The sequence below is a fragment of the Kitasatospora sp. NPDC056076 genome, from assembly GCF_042266305.1.
In the GTDB taxonomy this organism is placed as follows: Bacteria; Actinomycetota; Actinomycetes; order Streptomycetales; family Streptomycetaceae; genus Kitasatospora.
On sequence record NZ_JBHJWG010000014.1, the window covers coordinates 48,173 to 63,593 of the forward strand.

Sequence of the window (15,421 nt, forward strand, 5' to 3'; positions counted from 1 at the left end):
ACCGTCCGCGCCCAAACCCGAGCCGTGGGCCGGTCCGGCGGCACTAGCCTCCGGACCGGCCCTCGGCGTTTACCGCTTCTAGGCTGTGGTTGATCTGGGGTGTGACGCCCATACCGCATCGTGGAGGGAACGGGCCGTTTTCTTCAGAACCTTGCGCAGCTTTTCCTTGTTCTGGCCGTAGGTCTTGAGCGCATGGCAGTTGGGGCACAGGGCGATCATGTTCGATGGCACGTCCGGGCCGCCCTTACTGAGGTCGTCGATGTGGTCGACTTGCAGTATTGGGTCACCGGCAGTGGTGAGCTCCATGGGGTGGCCTGCGCAGCCGGGGTTCTCACATTGTCCGTTGCTTCGGCGAATGACGGCGGCTCGGGCGCCTGGGTTTCGAACGTAGCGATCGACTTTGGTTTCGCGCTTGGCTGCCTTCCTGCGGGCCAAGCTGGCCTCGGCTGCCTGGTCAAGACGGCGGTACGCTTCCTCGGCGCTCTCCTCGGGGCGTTGGATGGTGGGATCGACGTCTCCGGGCTGGTAGTCATCGGTATCGTCGTAAAGCTCGCCGGTGTCACTTGCCAGCGCCTCAAGGACGTCCTGTGGCCACGTTTCGCGTAGCGGTGAGGGCACTGGTGCGAGGATCCATACGAACTCTCGACGCCACTCCTTGTCCGAGCCCTTGCCCCAGCGGCGTCGGCGTTGGACGACGACGGCCCAGGTCTCAAAGTTGAAAGCGCTGTCGAGTGGCTTGTGCCAGTAGCGGAGTGGCCGCTGACTTGCTTGGTGCTGCTCCAGGGCCTTGTTCCCGGCGATGGGCCTTTGATCGCCCTTGAGTCCATCCCCGACGTAGGAGATCCAGTTCATACCGGCAACGCGGCCATCGGCGTAAGGCCCGTCGTCCGTGGAGAACGTGCTGAGGACGCCGTCGGCTAGGGTGCCGATGCCAGCCACCTTTTCTCCACCGTAGGAGTGCCAGATGGCTTCCCGGTCCTCGAATTTCTCGCCGATGAGCGGCCGAAGGGCATCTGCCCACCGATTGGTCAGATGACCCTGGAGGCCGATGTCGGCTAGCAGCCCGTCGGGCAGAGGATTGAAGAATCGCAGGATCAGAGCAGCAGCAACCTCTGTTGCTACCTCTGGCTTGGCGCGTAGCAGTTGGTAGTCGGCCTCCGGGAATCCGGCGTTTGGATTGTCCCGGTTCAGGGATTCGATCGTGGTGTAGCGACGCTTCGGAGACTCCTCAGAACCATCGGACCCAGTTGGTGCAATCTCCCATAGTTCATCGCTGACGAGAGCCGTGAACGGGTAGTGAGCGGCCTGCATGCCGTCTCGTACGTCTCCGTACTTTTCCAGCAGGGGCGCGAGTGCTGAACGTGTCACGGCCCAGGACTGTTCGCGGGGCGCGCCGGCGAGGAGCTGCCCAATGGCCCACAGGACGAGGAGTGCACGGTGTGGAGCTGGCTCGTCCTTACGATCGGTTGGCCGAATCCTGCCAACGCGCGTGCCGAACGACCTAGGCCGCTCGATCACGGTGAAGCCTTCGCGCTCTAGCCAGGCAATCGCACCCTCGGGGCCGCCACTGAACTTCCCCTGCTTGAGCGCTTCGCCGCAGTCGAAGAGATGCGCCACTCCTGCAATGGCTTTGACGTCGTAGTGCCGATCGTTGTGGGCGACTACATGGCTTGCGATCGCGCGGTACCTGTAGGTCTCACGAAAGGGCCCCTCCCCGAGTCGGTCGTGTTCCGCGATCGCTTGCAGGATGCCTGAGCGAGTGATGCCACCGATCTCCATGAAGGAACGGTAGACCACCCCTCTGACAACGTCGGTCGCCAGTTGTATCTCGGCGTGAGCAGCGGCTTGTGGAGGTCGTGAGGTGGACCTCGCGGAGTTGGTGATCTTGCAGAGTCGACAACTGCTCTGACTGCTAAGGCGATTCGATGCAGGGGCCCCGGCCACCGGCGGACTGCGGCGGGGCGGGGTGGGGCTCCACCCCCGGGTGGAGCGGGGGTGGCTCCACCCGGGGGTGGTGGTGGGGTGGTGGGGTGGGGTGGAGGCTTGCGGGATGGGAGCTCTGCAGTCGGTTTTGGGTGTGGTGACCGGGACGTGCGTGGCGATCTTCTGCGTGGCCTGGGTTGCGGGTGTCGTCTACTTCGCTGTGGTGGGGAGGTCCGGGTTCCGGGGGTGGTTGGGCGGGTTGCGCCGTTCGCTGTTGCGGCGGGTCCTGTTGGGCGTCGGGGTGTACGTGGTGCTGGCGGTGGTGGACCGGACTCAGGGGTTCTGGCGGGAGTTGAGGTTCTGGCAGCCGGAACTCGCGGTGCTGGGCGGGGCGTTGGTGGTGGCGTCGACGGCTTTCCTGCTGTGGGCCCGGTGGGTGCTGGGCACGATGTGGGCGAGTGTGCCGGCCGTTCAGGAGCGGCACGAGCTGCGGACCGACGGGCCGTACGGGCTGGTGCGGCACCCCATCTACACCGGGCTGCTCGGGCTCGTCGGCGGAGGCATGCTGGCCTGCGGCTTCGGGGTGTGGGTCGCCTATCTGCTGGTCGTCGTCCCGTGGTTGCTGCTGAGGGTGCGGGCCGAGGACGGGATGATGGCCGGCCTGTTCGGGGCGGAGTACGAGGGCTACCGGGCCCGGGTGCCGGCGCTGGTTCCGCGGGGGTGGCGCCGCCCGGGTCCGTCCGGGAGTTGAGGGCGTCCCCGGGGGGCCGGGGCGGGGGCCTGCTGTGGTAGGAGAAACGGGTGACTACCAAGGCTTTCGATGCGGTGCTGTGTGATGTGGACGGTGTGATCCGGTTCTTCGACGGGGTCGGGGTGGCCGCGCTGGAGCGGGCCGCCGGGGTGGAGGAGGGGAGCACGGCGGCGGTCGGGTTCGCGCCGGTGAACGACCTGCCCTTGTTGTTGGGGCGGATCGGCCGGGCGGAGTGGGTGGACTCGATCGCGCGCGGGTTGGCCGACCGGGTGTCGGAGGAGACGGCCCGGGGCCTGGCGGAGGCGTTCGCGCACTCGCCGTTCCGGGCGGACGAGGTCGTGGTGGAACTGCTGCGGCGGGTGCGGGAGCACTGTCGGGTGGTGCTGGTGACCAATGCGACGGTGTGGCTGGACGAGGACCTGGCGTTCCTGGGGCTGACGGACCTGGCGGACGAGGTGGTGAACAGCTCCCGGGTGGGCAGCGCGAAGCCGGACCGCCGGATCTACGAGATCGCCGCCGGGCGGGCCGGGGCGAGGCCGGAGCGGTGCCTGTTCGTCGACGACCGGCAGGAGAACGTGGACGCGGCGGTGGCACTGGGGATGACCGGGGTGCTCTACCGGGGCCCGGAGGACCTGCGGCGGGCGCTGGCACCGCTCCTGGGGTGACGGGTGACGGGTGACGGGTGATGGGGACGGGTGACGGGTGGCGGGGCCGCAGGGGCCGGGCGAGGATCGGGGGGACCGTACGGACCCCTGAGGGCGGTGGGCGCGGATGGCGGAGCGGACGGGGGAGGCGGGGGAGACCCGGGCGGAGCTGTCGGCGCGGTTGAACTGGTTGCGGGCCGCCGTGCTGGGCGCCAACGACGGCGTGGTCTCGACGGCCGGGATCGTGACCGGTGTGGCGGGCGCGGCCGGGTCCCGGGCCGCGCTGCTCGCGGCGGGGGTGGCCGGGCTGCTGGCGGGGGCGATGTCGATGGCGGCCGGCGAGTACGTCTCGGTCAGCACCCAACGGGACACCGAGCGGGCCGCGTTGGCGAAGGAGCGGCGCGAGCTGGCGGAGGACCCGGAGGGGGAGCTCGACGAACTGACCGACTACTACCGGGACAGCGGGCTGGCCGACGGTCTGGCCCGGGAGGTGGCCACGGCGCTGACCGAGCGGGACGCGCTGGCGGCCCACGCGCAGACCGAACTCGGCATCGACCCCGAGGCGTTGACCAACCCCTGGGAGGCGGCGCTGGCGAGTGCGGCCGCGTTCACGCTGGGTGCGCTGGTGCCGCTGCTGGCGGTGCTGCTGCCGCCGGAGTCCTGGCGGCTGGGGGTGACGGTGGCCGCGGTGGTGCTGGCGCTGACGGCCTCGGGCTGGACGAGTGCCCGGCTCGGCGGTGCGGGGGCGGTGCGGGCGGTGGCGCGCAACGTGGCGGGCGGGCTGCTGGCGATGGCGGTGACGTACAGCGGCGGGGTGCTGCTGGACCACCTCACCGGCTGAGGCGCCCGTCGGTTGCCCCGCCCGTCGGTTGCCCCGCCCGTCGGTTGCCCCGCCCGTCGGCTGCCGCGCTCGACGGGCAGGCTCCGGCGGCCTGTGTTTGTGTGGCTGCAAACCGCTTGGGAGAGGTGAACCACCGTGACCATGCCCCCGTTCGGATCGAACGACCCGTTCTCCGACCTGCTCAGCCGGTTCTTCGGGATGAGTCCGCTGGCCTCCCCGCCCGCCGTGCAGCGGGTGCCGATCGGGCGGCTGCTCAGCGAGTCCTCCCAGGAGCTGCTGGGGCTCGCCGCGCAGCGTGCGGCCGAGGACGGCAGCAGCGACCTGGACACCGCGCACCTCGCCTGGGCGGCCACCCGGGTGGAGCCGTCCCGGCGGATGCTGGAGCGTGCGGGCATCGACCCGGACCGGCTCTCCGGGGACCTGGAGCACGCGCTGCCCTCCGGCAACCCGGAGGCGCTGGACGGGCGGCCCGCGCTGACCCCGTCGGCCAAGCGCGCGCTGCTCGCCGCGCACGCCCGTTCGCAGGCGGTCGGCGCCTCGTACATCGGCCCGGAACACATCCTCGGTGCGCTGCTGGAGCAGGAGCGGTCCGGTGCGGGGACGGCGCTGCGCAACGCGGCGCCCTCGCAGGAGGCGTTGAAGTCGGTGCTGGACGGGCGTGGCACGGGCGGCGAGCGCAGCAGCACGGGCGGGCACCCGAGCGACACCCCGACCCTGGACGAGTACGGGCAGGACCTCACCGAGGCGGCGCGCGGGGGCCGGTTGGACCCGGTGGTCGGGCGGGCCGAGGAGATCGAGCAGACCGTGGAGATCCTCTCCCGGCGGACGAAGAACAACCCGGTGCTGATCGGGGAGCCGGGCGTCGGCAAGACCGCGATCGTCGAGGGCCTGGCCCAGCGGATCGTCTCCGGGGACGTCCCGCAGAGCCTGCGGGACAAGCGGGTGGTCACCCTGGACCTGACCGCGCTGGTGGCCGGCTCCAAGTACCGGGGCGAGTTCGAGGAACGGCTGAAGAAGGTGATCGACGAGGTCACGGCGGCCGAGAAGAGCGTGATCCTGTTCCTGGACGAGCTGCACACCGTGGTCGGCGCGGGCGGTGGCGGCGAGGGGTCGATGGACGCCGGCAACATCCTCAAACCGGCGCTGGCGCGCGGGGAGTTGAGCGTGGTCGGCGCGACCACGCTGGACGAGTACCGCAAGCACGTGGAGAAGGACGCCGCGCTGGAGCGCCGCTTCCAGCCGGTGCTGGTGCCGGAGCCGAGCGTCGAGGAGACGATCGAGATCCTCCGGGGGCTGCGCGACGCGTACGAGGCGCACCACCAGGTCCGGTTCACCGACGAGGCGCTGGACGCGTCGGCGACCCTCTCCGACCGGTACGTCAGCGACCGCTTCCTGCCCGACAAGGCGATCGACCTGCTGGACCAGGCCGGTGCCCGGGTGCGGCTGCGCAGCCTGAGCGGCTCCACCGAGTCGACCTCGGTGCAGGACCGGATCACCAAGTTGAAGCGGGAGCTGGACGAGGCGGTCGCGGACGAGGAGTTCGTCCGGGCCGCCAACCTCAAGTCCGAGCTGCGGCGCACCGAGGACGAGCTGGCGGCGATCGCCGAGTCCCGCGAGGAGGTCGTCGACGTGACCGCCGACGACATCGCGCAGGTGCTCTCCTCCCGCACCGGAATCCCGGTCGCGGAGCTGAACGCGACCGAGCGGGAGCGGCTGCTCAGGCTGGAGGACCACCTGCACGAGAAGGTGATCGGCCAGGACGAGGCGGTCACCGCCGTCGCCCAGGCGGTGCGCCGCGGCCGCGCCGGAATGGGCGACCCGGACCGGCCGACGGGCTCCTTCCTCTTCCTCGGGCCGACCGGTGTCGGCAAGACCGAGCTGGCCAAGGCCCTGGCGGCGCTGCTGTTCGGCGACCCGGACCGGATGATCCGCTTCGACATGAGCGAGTTCCAGGAGAAGCACACCGTCTCCCGGCTGGTCGGCTCCCCGCCCGGGTACGTCGGCTACGAGGAGGCCGGGCAGCTGACCGAGGCGGTCCGCCGCAAGCCGTACAGCGTGCTGCTCTTCGACGAGGTGGAGAAGGCGCACCCGGACGTCTTCAACCTGCTGCTCCAGGTGCTGGACGACGGGCGGCTCACCGACTCCCAGGGGCGTACGGTCGACTTCCGCAACACCGTGGTGATCATGACCAGCAACATCGGCTCGCAGCGGATCCTGGACCACTCGGGCAACGTGGACGAGATCAGGGACGACCTGATGCGGGACCTGCGCCGGCAGTTCCGGCCGGAGTTCCTCAACCGGATCGACGAGGTGATCGTCTTCCACGCGCTCACCCGGAAGGACCTGCTGTCGGTGGTCGACCTGCTGCTGGAGCGCAGCCGGCGGCGGCTGCGGGCCCAGGACGTGCGGCTGGAGGTCACCGAGGCGGCCAAGGAGTACCTGGTCAACCGCGGCTACCAGCCGGAGTTCGGGGCCCGGCCGCTGCGCCGGACGATCCAGTCGGAGCTGGACAACCGGATCTCCAACCTGCTGCTGGACGGGACGGTGCGGGAGGGGGACACGCTGATCGCGGACGTGGGCGACGGGGAGCTGACGGTGACGCTGGCGCGGCCGGAGGCGTCGGCGGCCGTCGCGGAGGCATCGGCGGGGGCGCAGCAGGAGGAGTAGCCGGGGGCGCAGCAGGGGGAGTAGGGGGAGACGCAGGCGGAGTAGGGGTAGGCGCAGGGTGAGGGCGGCCGGGGCAGGGAGCTGACCGGTTCGGGCGTACTCCAGCGGGAGTACGCCCGAACGCCACCGGTGGAGGACGCGCCGGGGCCGGGCGCGGGTCTAGCCTTCCGGGCATGATGCCGCCCACGTCCCCACCACCGGAGCAGGGGCCGCCCTCCCCGGAGGCGCCGCCCGAACCGTGGCGCCCGCCGTGGGCGCGGGGGGCCCGCTCGGGCCTGCCGGTGCGGCTGGCGGTGGCGGCCGCCGTGGTGCAGGTGGTCGGGTCGGGGTTCGCCGCCCGCCACCAGGACGGCCGGGCCCCGCTGGACGCCGTCGGCTACCTGCTGTTGCTGCTCGGCCCGGCGCTGCTGGCGGTGTTCGGCCGCCGTCCGGTCGCCGCGGTGGCGGGGACGTCGGTGGTCACCGCCGGGTACCTGGCCGCCGGGTACCCGTACGGCCCGGTGTTCGTGAGCTGGGTGATCGCCTGCTGCTTCGCGATCGGCTACGGACACCGCCGGGCGGCCTGGACGGGGGTCGCCGGGGTGTACCTGGTGCACGTCCTGATGTCCTTCGTCCTGCCGGACGACTGGCAGCGCGCCGCCAAGCCCCGGTTCGTCTGGCAGGTCGAACTCGGCCTGCTGGCCTGGTTGCTGCTGATGCTGGCGGTCGCCGAGCTGATCCGCTTCCGGCGCGAGCGGATCGCCGCCCACCGGGCCTACCGGCAGCAGCTGGAGCAGCGCCGGGCCAACGAGGAACGGCTCAGGATGGCACGGGAGTTGCACGACATCCTGGCGCACAGCCTGTCCCTGATCAACATCCAGGCCGGGGTCGCGCTGGCGCTGCTGGACCGGCGGCCGGAGGAGGCCCGCACGGCGCTGGTCACCATCAAGTCGACCAGCAAGGAGGCGCTCGGCGAGGTCCGCCAGGTGCTCGCCACGCTGCGCGGGCCCGACGCCGCGCCGCGCGGGCCGGCCCCCGGGCTGGGGCGGCTGGACGAACTCACCGAGCAGGCCGACCGGGTGGGGCTGGCGGTCGAGGTGCTCGAGGACGGCGTCCGCCGCCCGCTGTCCGCCACCGTCGACCTGACCGCCTTCCGGATCGTCCAGGAGGCGCTGACCAACGTGATCCGGCACTCGGTGGCCCGGGAGGCGGTCGTGGTGCTGGACTGGCGGGACACCGCCGTTCTGGTGGTCCGGGTCGAGGACCCTGGGCCCGCGGTGGTCGCGGACGCCGGCGGGTCGGGCAGCGGGCTGGTCGGGATGCGGGAACGCGCCTCCGCGTTCGGTGGCACCATCACGGCGGGGCCGCTGCCCGGCGGCGGCTTCCGGGTCCGGGCGGAGCTGCCGACACCGAAGGCGGAGAGCGATTGATTCGGGTACTGCTGGCGGATGACCAACTGCTGGTCCGGGCGGGCTTCCGGGCCCTGCTGGACCTCCAGGACGACCTCACCGTGGTCGGCGAGGCGGACGACGGCGAGGCGGCGCTGCGGCTCGCCCGCGAACTGCTGCCCGACGTCGTGCTGATGGACGTCCGGATGCCCCGGATGGACGGGCTGGAGGCCACCCGGAGGATCGCCGGGGATCCGGCGCTGTCCTCCGTACGGGTGGTCGTGCTGACCACCTTCGAGTTGGACGAGTACGTCTTCGAGGCGCTGCGCTCGGGGGCGTCGGGCTTCCTGGTCAAGGACACCGAACCGGCCGACCTGCTGCGGGCGATCCGGGTCGCGGTGGCCGGGGACGCGCTGCTCTCGCCGGGCGTGACCAGGCGGCTGATCGGCGAGTTCGCGGCCCGCTCCAAGGGGCCGGAGACGGCTCCGGAGGGGCTCTCGGACGTCTCGGCGCTGACCGAGCGGGAGCGCGAGGTACTGGCGCTGGTCGGGATGGGGCTGTCCAACGAGGAGATCGCCCGGCGGCTGGTGGTCAGCCCGCTGACGGCGAAGACGCACGTCAGCCGGGCGATGGTGAAGCTCGGGGCGCGGGACCGGGCGCAACTGGTGGTGCTGGCCTACGAGTCGGGGCTGGTGCGGCCGGGCTGGCTGGGCTGAGGCGCCGCGGCCGGCGGGGCGGGCGCCGGGCGTGCCTCTGTGCGCCGGACCTCGGGCGCGCCTTCGTACGCCGAACCCCGGGCGCGCTTCCGTGCGGCTACTTCCGGCCCGGCGTGGCGCGGGGCATCCGTACTCTCCCGGGAGTACCCCAACTGCCGCTGCTGGTAGGACGCGTGATGAGACCCCTCGGCGGGACGCTCAAGGCACCTCGGGAAGACCCGGGGCCGTGGAGCCGACCGAGGAGATGAACCGTGATGACCACACAGCTGGCGGAGCAACTGGCGGACTGGCACGGGCCGGGCCCCTGGATCCTGCTGGTGCCCCTGGTCTGGATCGCCGTGGTGGTCCTGGTGATCACCCTGCTGCGCCGGACGGTCTGGCGGCGGCGCGGCGCCTGCGGGTTCGGGGCCGGCGCCCCGGGTGGCGCGGAGCACCCGCTCGCCGTCCTGGGCCGCCGCTACGCCGAGGGCGACATCGACGCCGAGGAGTACCGCGCCAAGCGGGCGGTGCTCACCGAGCCGACGCGGGACGTCCCCCGGGGCGGTGGCGCCGCGTGACCACCCTCGACGTCGTACGCGGCACCGCCGCCCGGGTCGCCGACGCCGTGAAGGTCTACGGCGTCGGCGGCACCGAGGTCCGGGCGCTGGACCACGTGACGGTGGAGTTCCCGGCCGGGCGGTTCACCGCGATCATGGGGCCGTCCGGTTCGGGCAAGTCCACCCTGATGCACTGCGCGGCCGGACTGGACACCCTCACCGCCGGCAGCGCCTGGATCGGCGACACCGAACTCGGCCCACTGAACGACCGGCGGCTCACCCTGCTGCGCCGGGAGCGGATCGGCTTCGTGTTCCAGGCCTTCAACCTGGTGCCCACGCTCACCGTCCGGGAGAACATCACCCTCCCGCTGGACCTCGCCGGAGCCGCCCCCGACCAGGCCTGGCTGGACACCCTGATCGGGGTGGTCGGCCTCGGCGACCGGCTGCGGCACCGCCCGAGCGAGCTCTCCGGCGGCCAGCAGCAGCGGGTCGCGGTGGCCCGGGCGCTCGCCGGGCGGCCGCAGGTGGTCTTCGCCGACGAGCCGACCGGCAACCTCGACTCCCGCACCGGCGGCGAGGTGCTCGGCCTGCTGCGCCGCGCGGTCGACGAGATGGGGCAGGCCGTCGTCATGGTCACCCACGACCCGACGGCGGCCGGCCACGCCGACGAGGCGCTGTTCCTCGCCGACGGGCGGCTGGTGGACCGGATGGCGCGGCCCAGCGCCGACCGGGTGCTCGACCGGATGAAGGCCTTCGAACGGGGGCGGTCATGACCGCGGCCGACGCCACCCTCCGGCTCAGCCTGCGCTCGCTGCGTGCCCACAAGCGCCGGCTGGCGGGCACCCTGCTGTCCATCCTGCTCGGCGTCGCCTTCCTGACCGGCACGATGGTGCTCGGCGACACCCTGCGGGCCAACTTCGACACCCTGTTCGCCGATGCCAACGCGGGCACCGACGCGGTGGTCCGCAGCGCCGACGTCCTGGACTCCCCGGCGGCGCCCGGCGGGGTGCGGGCCCCGGTCGACGCCGCGCTCGCCGACCGACTGCGCGCGCTGCCCGGTGTGGCGGCCGCCGAGCCGTCCGTCCAGGGCGCGGGCCAACTCATCGGCAGCGACGGCAAACCGGTCGGCGGCCAGGGCCCGCCCACCCTGGCGGGGAACTGGCTCACCGACGCCCGGCTGAACCCCTACCGGCTGGCCGAGGGCCGGGCACCGGCCGCGCCGGGCGAGGTCGTGGTCAACCGGGGCGCGGCCAAGGCGGGCGGGCTGCACCTCGGCTCGACCACCGTGCTGCGCACCCCCGATCCGGTGCCCGTCACCGTCGTCGGCATCGCCACCTTCGGGGCGAGCGCGGACGGCATGGGGCCGAGCACCTTCACCGCGATGACCTTCGCCGACGCCGAGCAGCACCTCACGCCCAAGGGTTCGGGGCAGGCCAGCTCGATCCAGGTCCGGGCGGCGGGCGGGGTGTCCCAGCGGGAGCTGGTCGACCGGATCGGCCCGCACCTGGCCGCCGGCGTCCAGGCGGTCACCGGCGCCGCGGCCACCCAGGAGAGCACCCAGCAGGTGTCCGGGCGCTTCCTCAGCCTGTTCACCACGCTGCTGCTGGTGTTTGCCGGGATCGCCCTCCTGGTGGCGACGTTCACCATCCACAACACCTTCGCCATCGTGGTCGCCCAGCGGACCAGGGAGAACGCGCTGCTGCGGGCACTCGGCGCGGCGCGCGGCCAGGTGCTCGGGGCGACGCTCGCGGAGGCGTCCCTGGTCGGTCTGCTGGCCTCGCTCGGCGGGCTGCTCGGCGGGATCGGGGTCGCGGCCGGCCTCAAGGCGCTGTTCTCGGTGCTCGGCTTCGCCCTGCCGACCGGCGGCATGGTGATCAGCACCGCCGCCGTGGTGCTGCCGCTGCTGGTCGGCACGCTGGTGGCGGTCGGGTCGGCGCTGCTGCCGGCCGTCCGGGCCGGCCGGACGGCGCCGCTGGCGGCCCTGCGGGAGACGGCGGTCGACGGGGCGGCCCGGGGCCGGGCGGGGCTCGTCCGGGTGGTGCTCGGGGGCCTGCTGCTGGCGGGCGGCGTACCGGTCGCCGTCCTCGGTGCCACCGACGGCCCGTCGGTCCTGCTGACGGCGGGCGGGGCGCTGGCGGTGCTGGCCGGCACGGTGGTGCTCGGGCCGGTCGCCGCGGCCGTCGCAGTCCGGACGCTGGGCGCACCGCTGCCCGGGCTGCGCGGGGTCTCCGGACTGCTGGCCCGGCGCAACGCGGCCCGCAACCCGCGCCGGACGGCGGCCACGGCGAGCGCGCTGATGATCGGCGTCGCGGTGGTCACGCTGTTCACCGTCTTCGGCGCCTCGATCAGGGCCACCCTGGACGACACGGTGGACAAGTCCTTCGCGGGCGACCTCGCCGTCACCACCGCCTCCTTCGGGGCGGGCGGCAGCGGGATCAGCCCCAAGGCGGCGGACGCCCTGGCCGCGCTGCCCGAGGTGCGGCAGACGGTCGGGCTCGGTCGCGGCGTCGCCCGGATCGACGGGCACGGCCGCACCCTGGACGTCACCGACCCGGCCCGGCTGCCCGGCATCGTCGACCTCGGCCGGGTGGACGGCTCGCTCACCGCGCTCGGCACGGACGGCCTCGCCGTCTCCCGCAGCGAGGCGAAGCAGCACGACTGGCGGCTCGGACAGTTCGTCACCGTGGGCTTCACCGACGGAGCGAGCGGGCCGTTCACCATCCGCGCCCTGTACGAGGGCGGCGGGCTGGCCGGCGACTACCTGATGACCAGGCAGGCCTGGGCCCCGCACCGGGGGCAGGACGCCGACACCATGGTCGCGATCGGGCTGCGCGACGGCGTTTCGCCGGCCGCCGGAAAGGCGGCGGTGGTCAAGGCGCTGGTGCCCTACGGCAGTCCGCAGGTGCAGGACCGGGCGGAGTACGCGAAGAGCGCGGCCTCCGGGGTCGACATGATGCTCTCGGTGGTCTACGCGCTGCTGGCGCTGGCCGTCCTGATAGCCCTGCTCGGCATCGCCAACACCCTCACGCTGGCGGTGCACGAGCGGACCAGGGAGCTGGGGCTGCTGAGGGCGGTGGGCCAGACCAGGGCGCAGCTGCGCGCGATGGTCCGCTGGGAGTCCGTGCTGGTGGCGGCCTTCGGGACGGTGGGCGGCCTGGGGCTCGGGGTCTTCCTCGGCTGGGCGCTGGTGAAGGCCTCGGACAGCGCGGGGACGGGGTCGTTCGCGCTCCCGGGCGGGCAACTGGCCGTGGTCCTGGCGGCCGGACTGCTCGCGGGAGCGGTGGCCGGCCTCCGCCCCGCCGGGCGGGCCGCGCGGCTGGACGTGCTGCGGGCGATCGCGGCGGAGTAGGAAGGAGGGAGCGGTGGAGCAGGAGGGGGTACGGGAGCGGGGGAGACCCCCTAGCAGAGGGCCTCCCCGAGGTCCCGGGTCCGGCGGGTCAGTGGTCCGGCAGATCAGTGGGCCGGCGGGTCAGCGGGTCGGTGGGTCAGCCGGCCGGCTGATCAGCTCACCGTGACCTGCGGGAACACCTCCCGCAGCAGCGGGTCCGGCAGCCCGCGCTTGCGCCACTCGCGCGGGTAGCCGAGCGAGACCTCCTCGAACGGGACGCCGTCGTAGGAGGTCTTGCGCGGAATGTGCAGGTGCCCGTAGATCATCGCCGCGGTGTTGAAACGGCGGTGCCAGTCGGCGGTCAGCTCGGTGCCGCACCACTGGGCGAACTCGGGGTACCAGAGTACTTCGGTGGGGTGGCGCACCAGCGGGTAGTGGTTGACCAGGACCAGCGGGACGTCCGGGTCACAGGCCGCGAGCCGCTGCTCGGTCAGCCGGACGCGCTCGCGGCACCAGGAGTCGCGGTCCGGGAACGGGTCCGGGTGGAGCATCCGCTCGTCCGCGCAGACGATGCCGCTCTCGTACGCGGCCGCCAGGGACTCCTCCTTGGTGGTCGTCCCCGGGGCGCGGAAGGTGTAGTCGTACAGCAGGAAGAGCGGGGCGATCCGCACCGGGCCGGCGGGGCCGTGCCAGAGCGGGTACGGGTCCTCGGGGGTGACGACGCCGAGGGCACGGCACAGTTCCACCAGGTGGTTGTAGCGGGCCACGCCGCGGAGCTGGACCGGGTCCTCGGGGTGGGTCCACAGCTCGTGGTTGCCGGGGGCCCACACCACACGGGCGAAGCGGTCGGCGAGCAGGCCGAGCGCCCACTCGATGCTGGTGGTGAGTTCGGCGACGTCACCGGCGACGAGCAGCCAGTCGTCGGGGTGGGTGGGCCGGAGCTTCTCCACCAGGTCGCGGTTCTCCCGGTAGGAGATGTGCAGGTCGCTCACCGCGAGCAGCCGCCCGCCCCCGCCCGCCCCGGTGGGCCCCGGCTGTGCGTCGCTGCGGATCTCGGTACTCACTCCTGCCCCCTGTGGTCACCCGGCCGATGTGGCCACCCTACGTGGCGGGCGGGGGTCGTGGGCAGGGTTGACATGATCGACTGTTCGGCCCGGGGCGCCCGGGAGTTGAAGCCCGGTCAGGAGCCGAGGTCGATGAGCACACCGTGGGAGGTGGCGGTGGTGACGGCGAGGATGGCCAGCGAGGCGATGCCGAGGGCCAGGCCGAGGAAGGCGCGGCCGCGGCGGCTGGTGCCGCGGACCAGGGCCAGGGTGGCGAGGGTGACGGCGATCGGGCCCAGCACGAGGTTGAAGAGCAGCAGGCCCGGGAGGCCGAGCAGGAAGGAGGCGACGGCCAGGTTGTCGGCCTCGGCGGTGCCCTGACGCTCCTCGGCGGCGCGCTCGGCGCTGCTGCGGACGGCGGCGGTACGGCCGGCGCTGTCACGGCTGGTGACGGCGTTGCTGGTGACGGCGCGGTCGGTGACGGCGTTGCTGGTGACGGCGTGGTCGGTGACGGTGCTCATGGCGGTGGCGGTCCTCTCGGCGGTCGACGGGAGTGGACGGTGCGGCGGGCTCAGCGGTGCCGCAGGCGGGCGACGCCTTCGCGGGCGCCGAAGGCGAGCAGCCAGGCGGAGATGGCGGCGGAGGCGGCGAGGAACACCGGGAGGGGGAGGTGGGCGGCGGTGCCGATCAGGACTCCCATGGCGACCAGTGCGGAGAACAGGATCACGGCTGGCTCCTTCGGCTGCGGATGCGGCTGCTGCCGCGCCGATTTCGGTTGACAAGTGTTCACTGACTTCGAGGCCCACTGTACGCCCGGCTGGCCAAGTTCGGCAAACGACTGTTTACTGAATGGCGTGAATCACACCGTGGGGGCCAGACAGGCCCAGAAGCAGCAGAGTCGGCGGGCCTTGCTGGACGCCGGTCTGCACCTGCTGGCCGATCAGAACCTGGCGAGCCTGGGCGTCCGCGAGGTCACCCGGGAGGCGGGGCTGTCCCCGGCCGCCTTCTACCGGCACTTCCCGGACCTCGCCGCCCTCGGCGTCGCCCTGGTCGAGGAGTCGCTGGCCAGCCTGCACGTCATGATCCGCTCGGTGCTCGCCGAGGCCGGCGGCGCCGAGGAGCTGATCGACCGGGCGGTGGACGTCATCCAGCGGCACGTCCGCGAACACCGGCCGCACGTGCGCTTCCTGTCGCGCGAGCGGCACGGCGGGGTCCGGCAGGTGCGTGAGGCGATCGACGCCGAACTGGGCCGATTCGCCGCCGAAGTGGGCTCCGCCCTGGCGCTCCAGCCGGTCTCGGCGGGCTGGAGCGAGCAGGACCTGCGGATGCTGGCCGAGCTCTACGTCGACCACATGGTGTCGACGGCCTCCGCCTTCCTGGAGGCCCAGGAGGCGGACCCTGCCGGCGAGCAGCGGATCGCCGCCACGGCGCGCTCGCAGCTGCGCCTGATCAGCCTCGGCCGGCGGCACTGGCAGGGGAGTTGACCGCAGCAGGGACGCCGCGCCGCCCTGAGCGCCGGGCCGGGCACCTGCCCGGGCGCCGGGCGGTCGATTCCATGACCAGGGGTGTTCTCTTGGTCTGGTTTTGACTCTTGACAGTAAGTCA

Annotated in this window: 14 protein-coding genes; 10 read left to right on the forward strand and 4 right to left on the reverse strand. The window is 72.8% G+C overall.

The window, feature by feature from the left end:
- Positions 1–78: 78 nt before the first annotated feature.
- Entirely contained in the window at positions 79–1,779 is a 1,701-nt protein-coding gene (locus tag ACFC1T_RS13980; protein ID WP_375887810.1) for an HNH endonuclease, read from the reverse strand.
- 403 nt (positions 1,780–2,182) lie between these two features.
- Between ACFC1T_RS13980 and ACFC1T_RS13985 the strand changes: the two genes are divergently transcribed.
- The 9 genes from ACFC1T_RS13985 (at position 2,183) to ACFC1T_RS14025 (ending at position 12,794) form a co-directional block, all read left to right on the forward strand.
- Positions 2,183–2,674: a methyltransferase family protein gene (locus tag ACFC1T_RS13985; protein WP_375887812.1), complete on the forward strand. Its 492-nt coding sequence runs from the start codon at positions 2,183–2,185 to the stop codon at positions 2,672–2,674.
- 50 nt (positions 2,675–2,724) lie between these two features.
- Positions 2,725–3,339: an HAD family hydrolase gene (locus ACFC1T_RS13990; protein ID WP_375887815.1), complete on the forward strand. Its 615-nt coding sequence runs from the start codon at positions 2,725–2,727 to the stop codon at positions 3,337–3,339.
- A gap of 106 nt (positions 3,340–3,445) precedes the next feature.
- Positions 3,446–4,159, forward strand: coding sequence for a VIT family protein (locus ACFC1T_RS13995; protein ID WP_375887817.1), 714 nt, complete (start codon positions 3,446–3,448; stop codon positions 4,157–4,159).
- Between the two features lie 141 nt (positions 4,160–4,300).
- Positions 4,301–6,826, forward strand: coding sequence for an ATP-dependent Clp protease ATP-binding subunit (locus tag ACFC1T_RS14000; RefSeq protein WP_375888123.1), 2,526 nt, complete (start codon positions 4,301–4,303; stop codon positions 6,824–6,826).
- 173 nt (positions 6,827–6,999) lie between these two features.
- On the forward strand, positions 7,000–8,235 hold the full coding sequence (locus tag ACFC1T_RS14005) for a sensor histidine kinase (protein WP_375887819.1): 1,236 nt from the start codon (positions 7,000–7,002) through the stop codon (positions 8,233–8,235).
- Positions 8,232–8,909, forward strand: a complete 678-nt coding sequence (locus tag ACFC1T_RS14010) for a response regulator (RefSeq protein WP_375887821.1) — start codon at positions 8,232–8,234, stop codon at positions 8,907–8,909. The genes ACFC1T_RS14005 and ACFC1T_RS14010 overlap by 4 nt, the downstream gene beginning before the upstream one ends.
- Positions 8,910–9,163: 254 nt before the next feature.
- Positions 9,164–9,466, forward strand: coding sequence for an SHOCT domain-containing protein (locus ACFC1T_RS14015; protein ID WP_375887823.1), 303 nt, complete (start codon positions 9,164–9,166; stop codon positions 9,464–9,466).
- Entirely contained in the window at positions 9,463–10,218 is a 756-nt protein-coding gene (locus ACFC1T_RS14020) for an ABC transporter ATP-binding protein (RefSeq protein ID WP_375887825.1), read from the forward strand. Before ACFC1T_RS14015 ends, ACFC1T_RS14020 begins: the two co-directional genes overlap by 4 nt.
- On the forward strand, positions 10,215–12,794 hold the full coding sequence (locus ACFC1T_RS14025; protein ID WP_375887828.1) for an FtsX-like permease family protein: 2,580 nt from the start codon (positions 10,215–10,217) through the stop codon (positions 12,792–12,794). Before ACFC1T_RS14020 ends, ACFC1T_RS14025 begins: the two co-directional genes overlap by 4 nt.
- 152 nt (positions 12,795–12,946) lie before the next feature.
- Here the strand turns inward: ACFC1T_RS14025 and ACFC1T_RS14030 are convergent, their stop codons facing one another.
- The 3 genes from ACFC1T_RS14030 to ACFC1T_RS14040 form a co-directional block, all read right to left on the reverse strand.
- A complete protein-coding gene (locus tag ACFC1T_RS14030; protein WP_375888125.1) occupies positions 12,947–13,825 on the reverse strand; it encodes a metallophosphoesterase family protein in 879 nt (292 codons plus the stop codon).
- 128 nt (positions 13,826–13,953) lie between these two features.
- Positions 13,954–14,337 (reverse strand): hypothetical protein, encoded by a 384-nt coding sequence (locus ACFC1T_RS14035; protein ID WP_375887831.1) that lies wholly within the window; start codon positions 14,335–14,337, stop codon positions 13,954–13,956.
- Between the two features lie 50 nt (positions 14,338–14,387).
- Positions 14,388–14,543: a hypothetical protein gene (locus ACFC1T_RS14040; RefSeq protein WP_375887834.1), complete on the reverse strand. Its 156-nt coding sequence runs from the start codon at positions 14,541–14,543 to the stop codon at positions 14,388–14,390.
- Positions 14,544–14,670: 127 nt separating this feature from the next.
- On the opposite strand from ACFC1T_RS14040, the gene ACFC1T_RS14045 reads away from it, so the two are divergent.
- Positions 14,671–15,300: a TetR family transcriptional regulator gene (locus ACFC1T_RS14045; RefSeq protein ID WP_375887836.1), complete on the forward strand. Its 630-nt coding sequence runs from the start codon at positions 14,671–14,673 to the stop codon at positions 15,298–15,300.
- Positions 15,301–15,421: the final 121 nt, after the last annotated feature.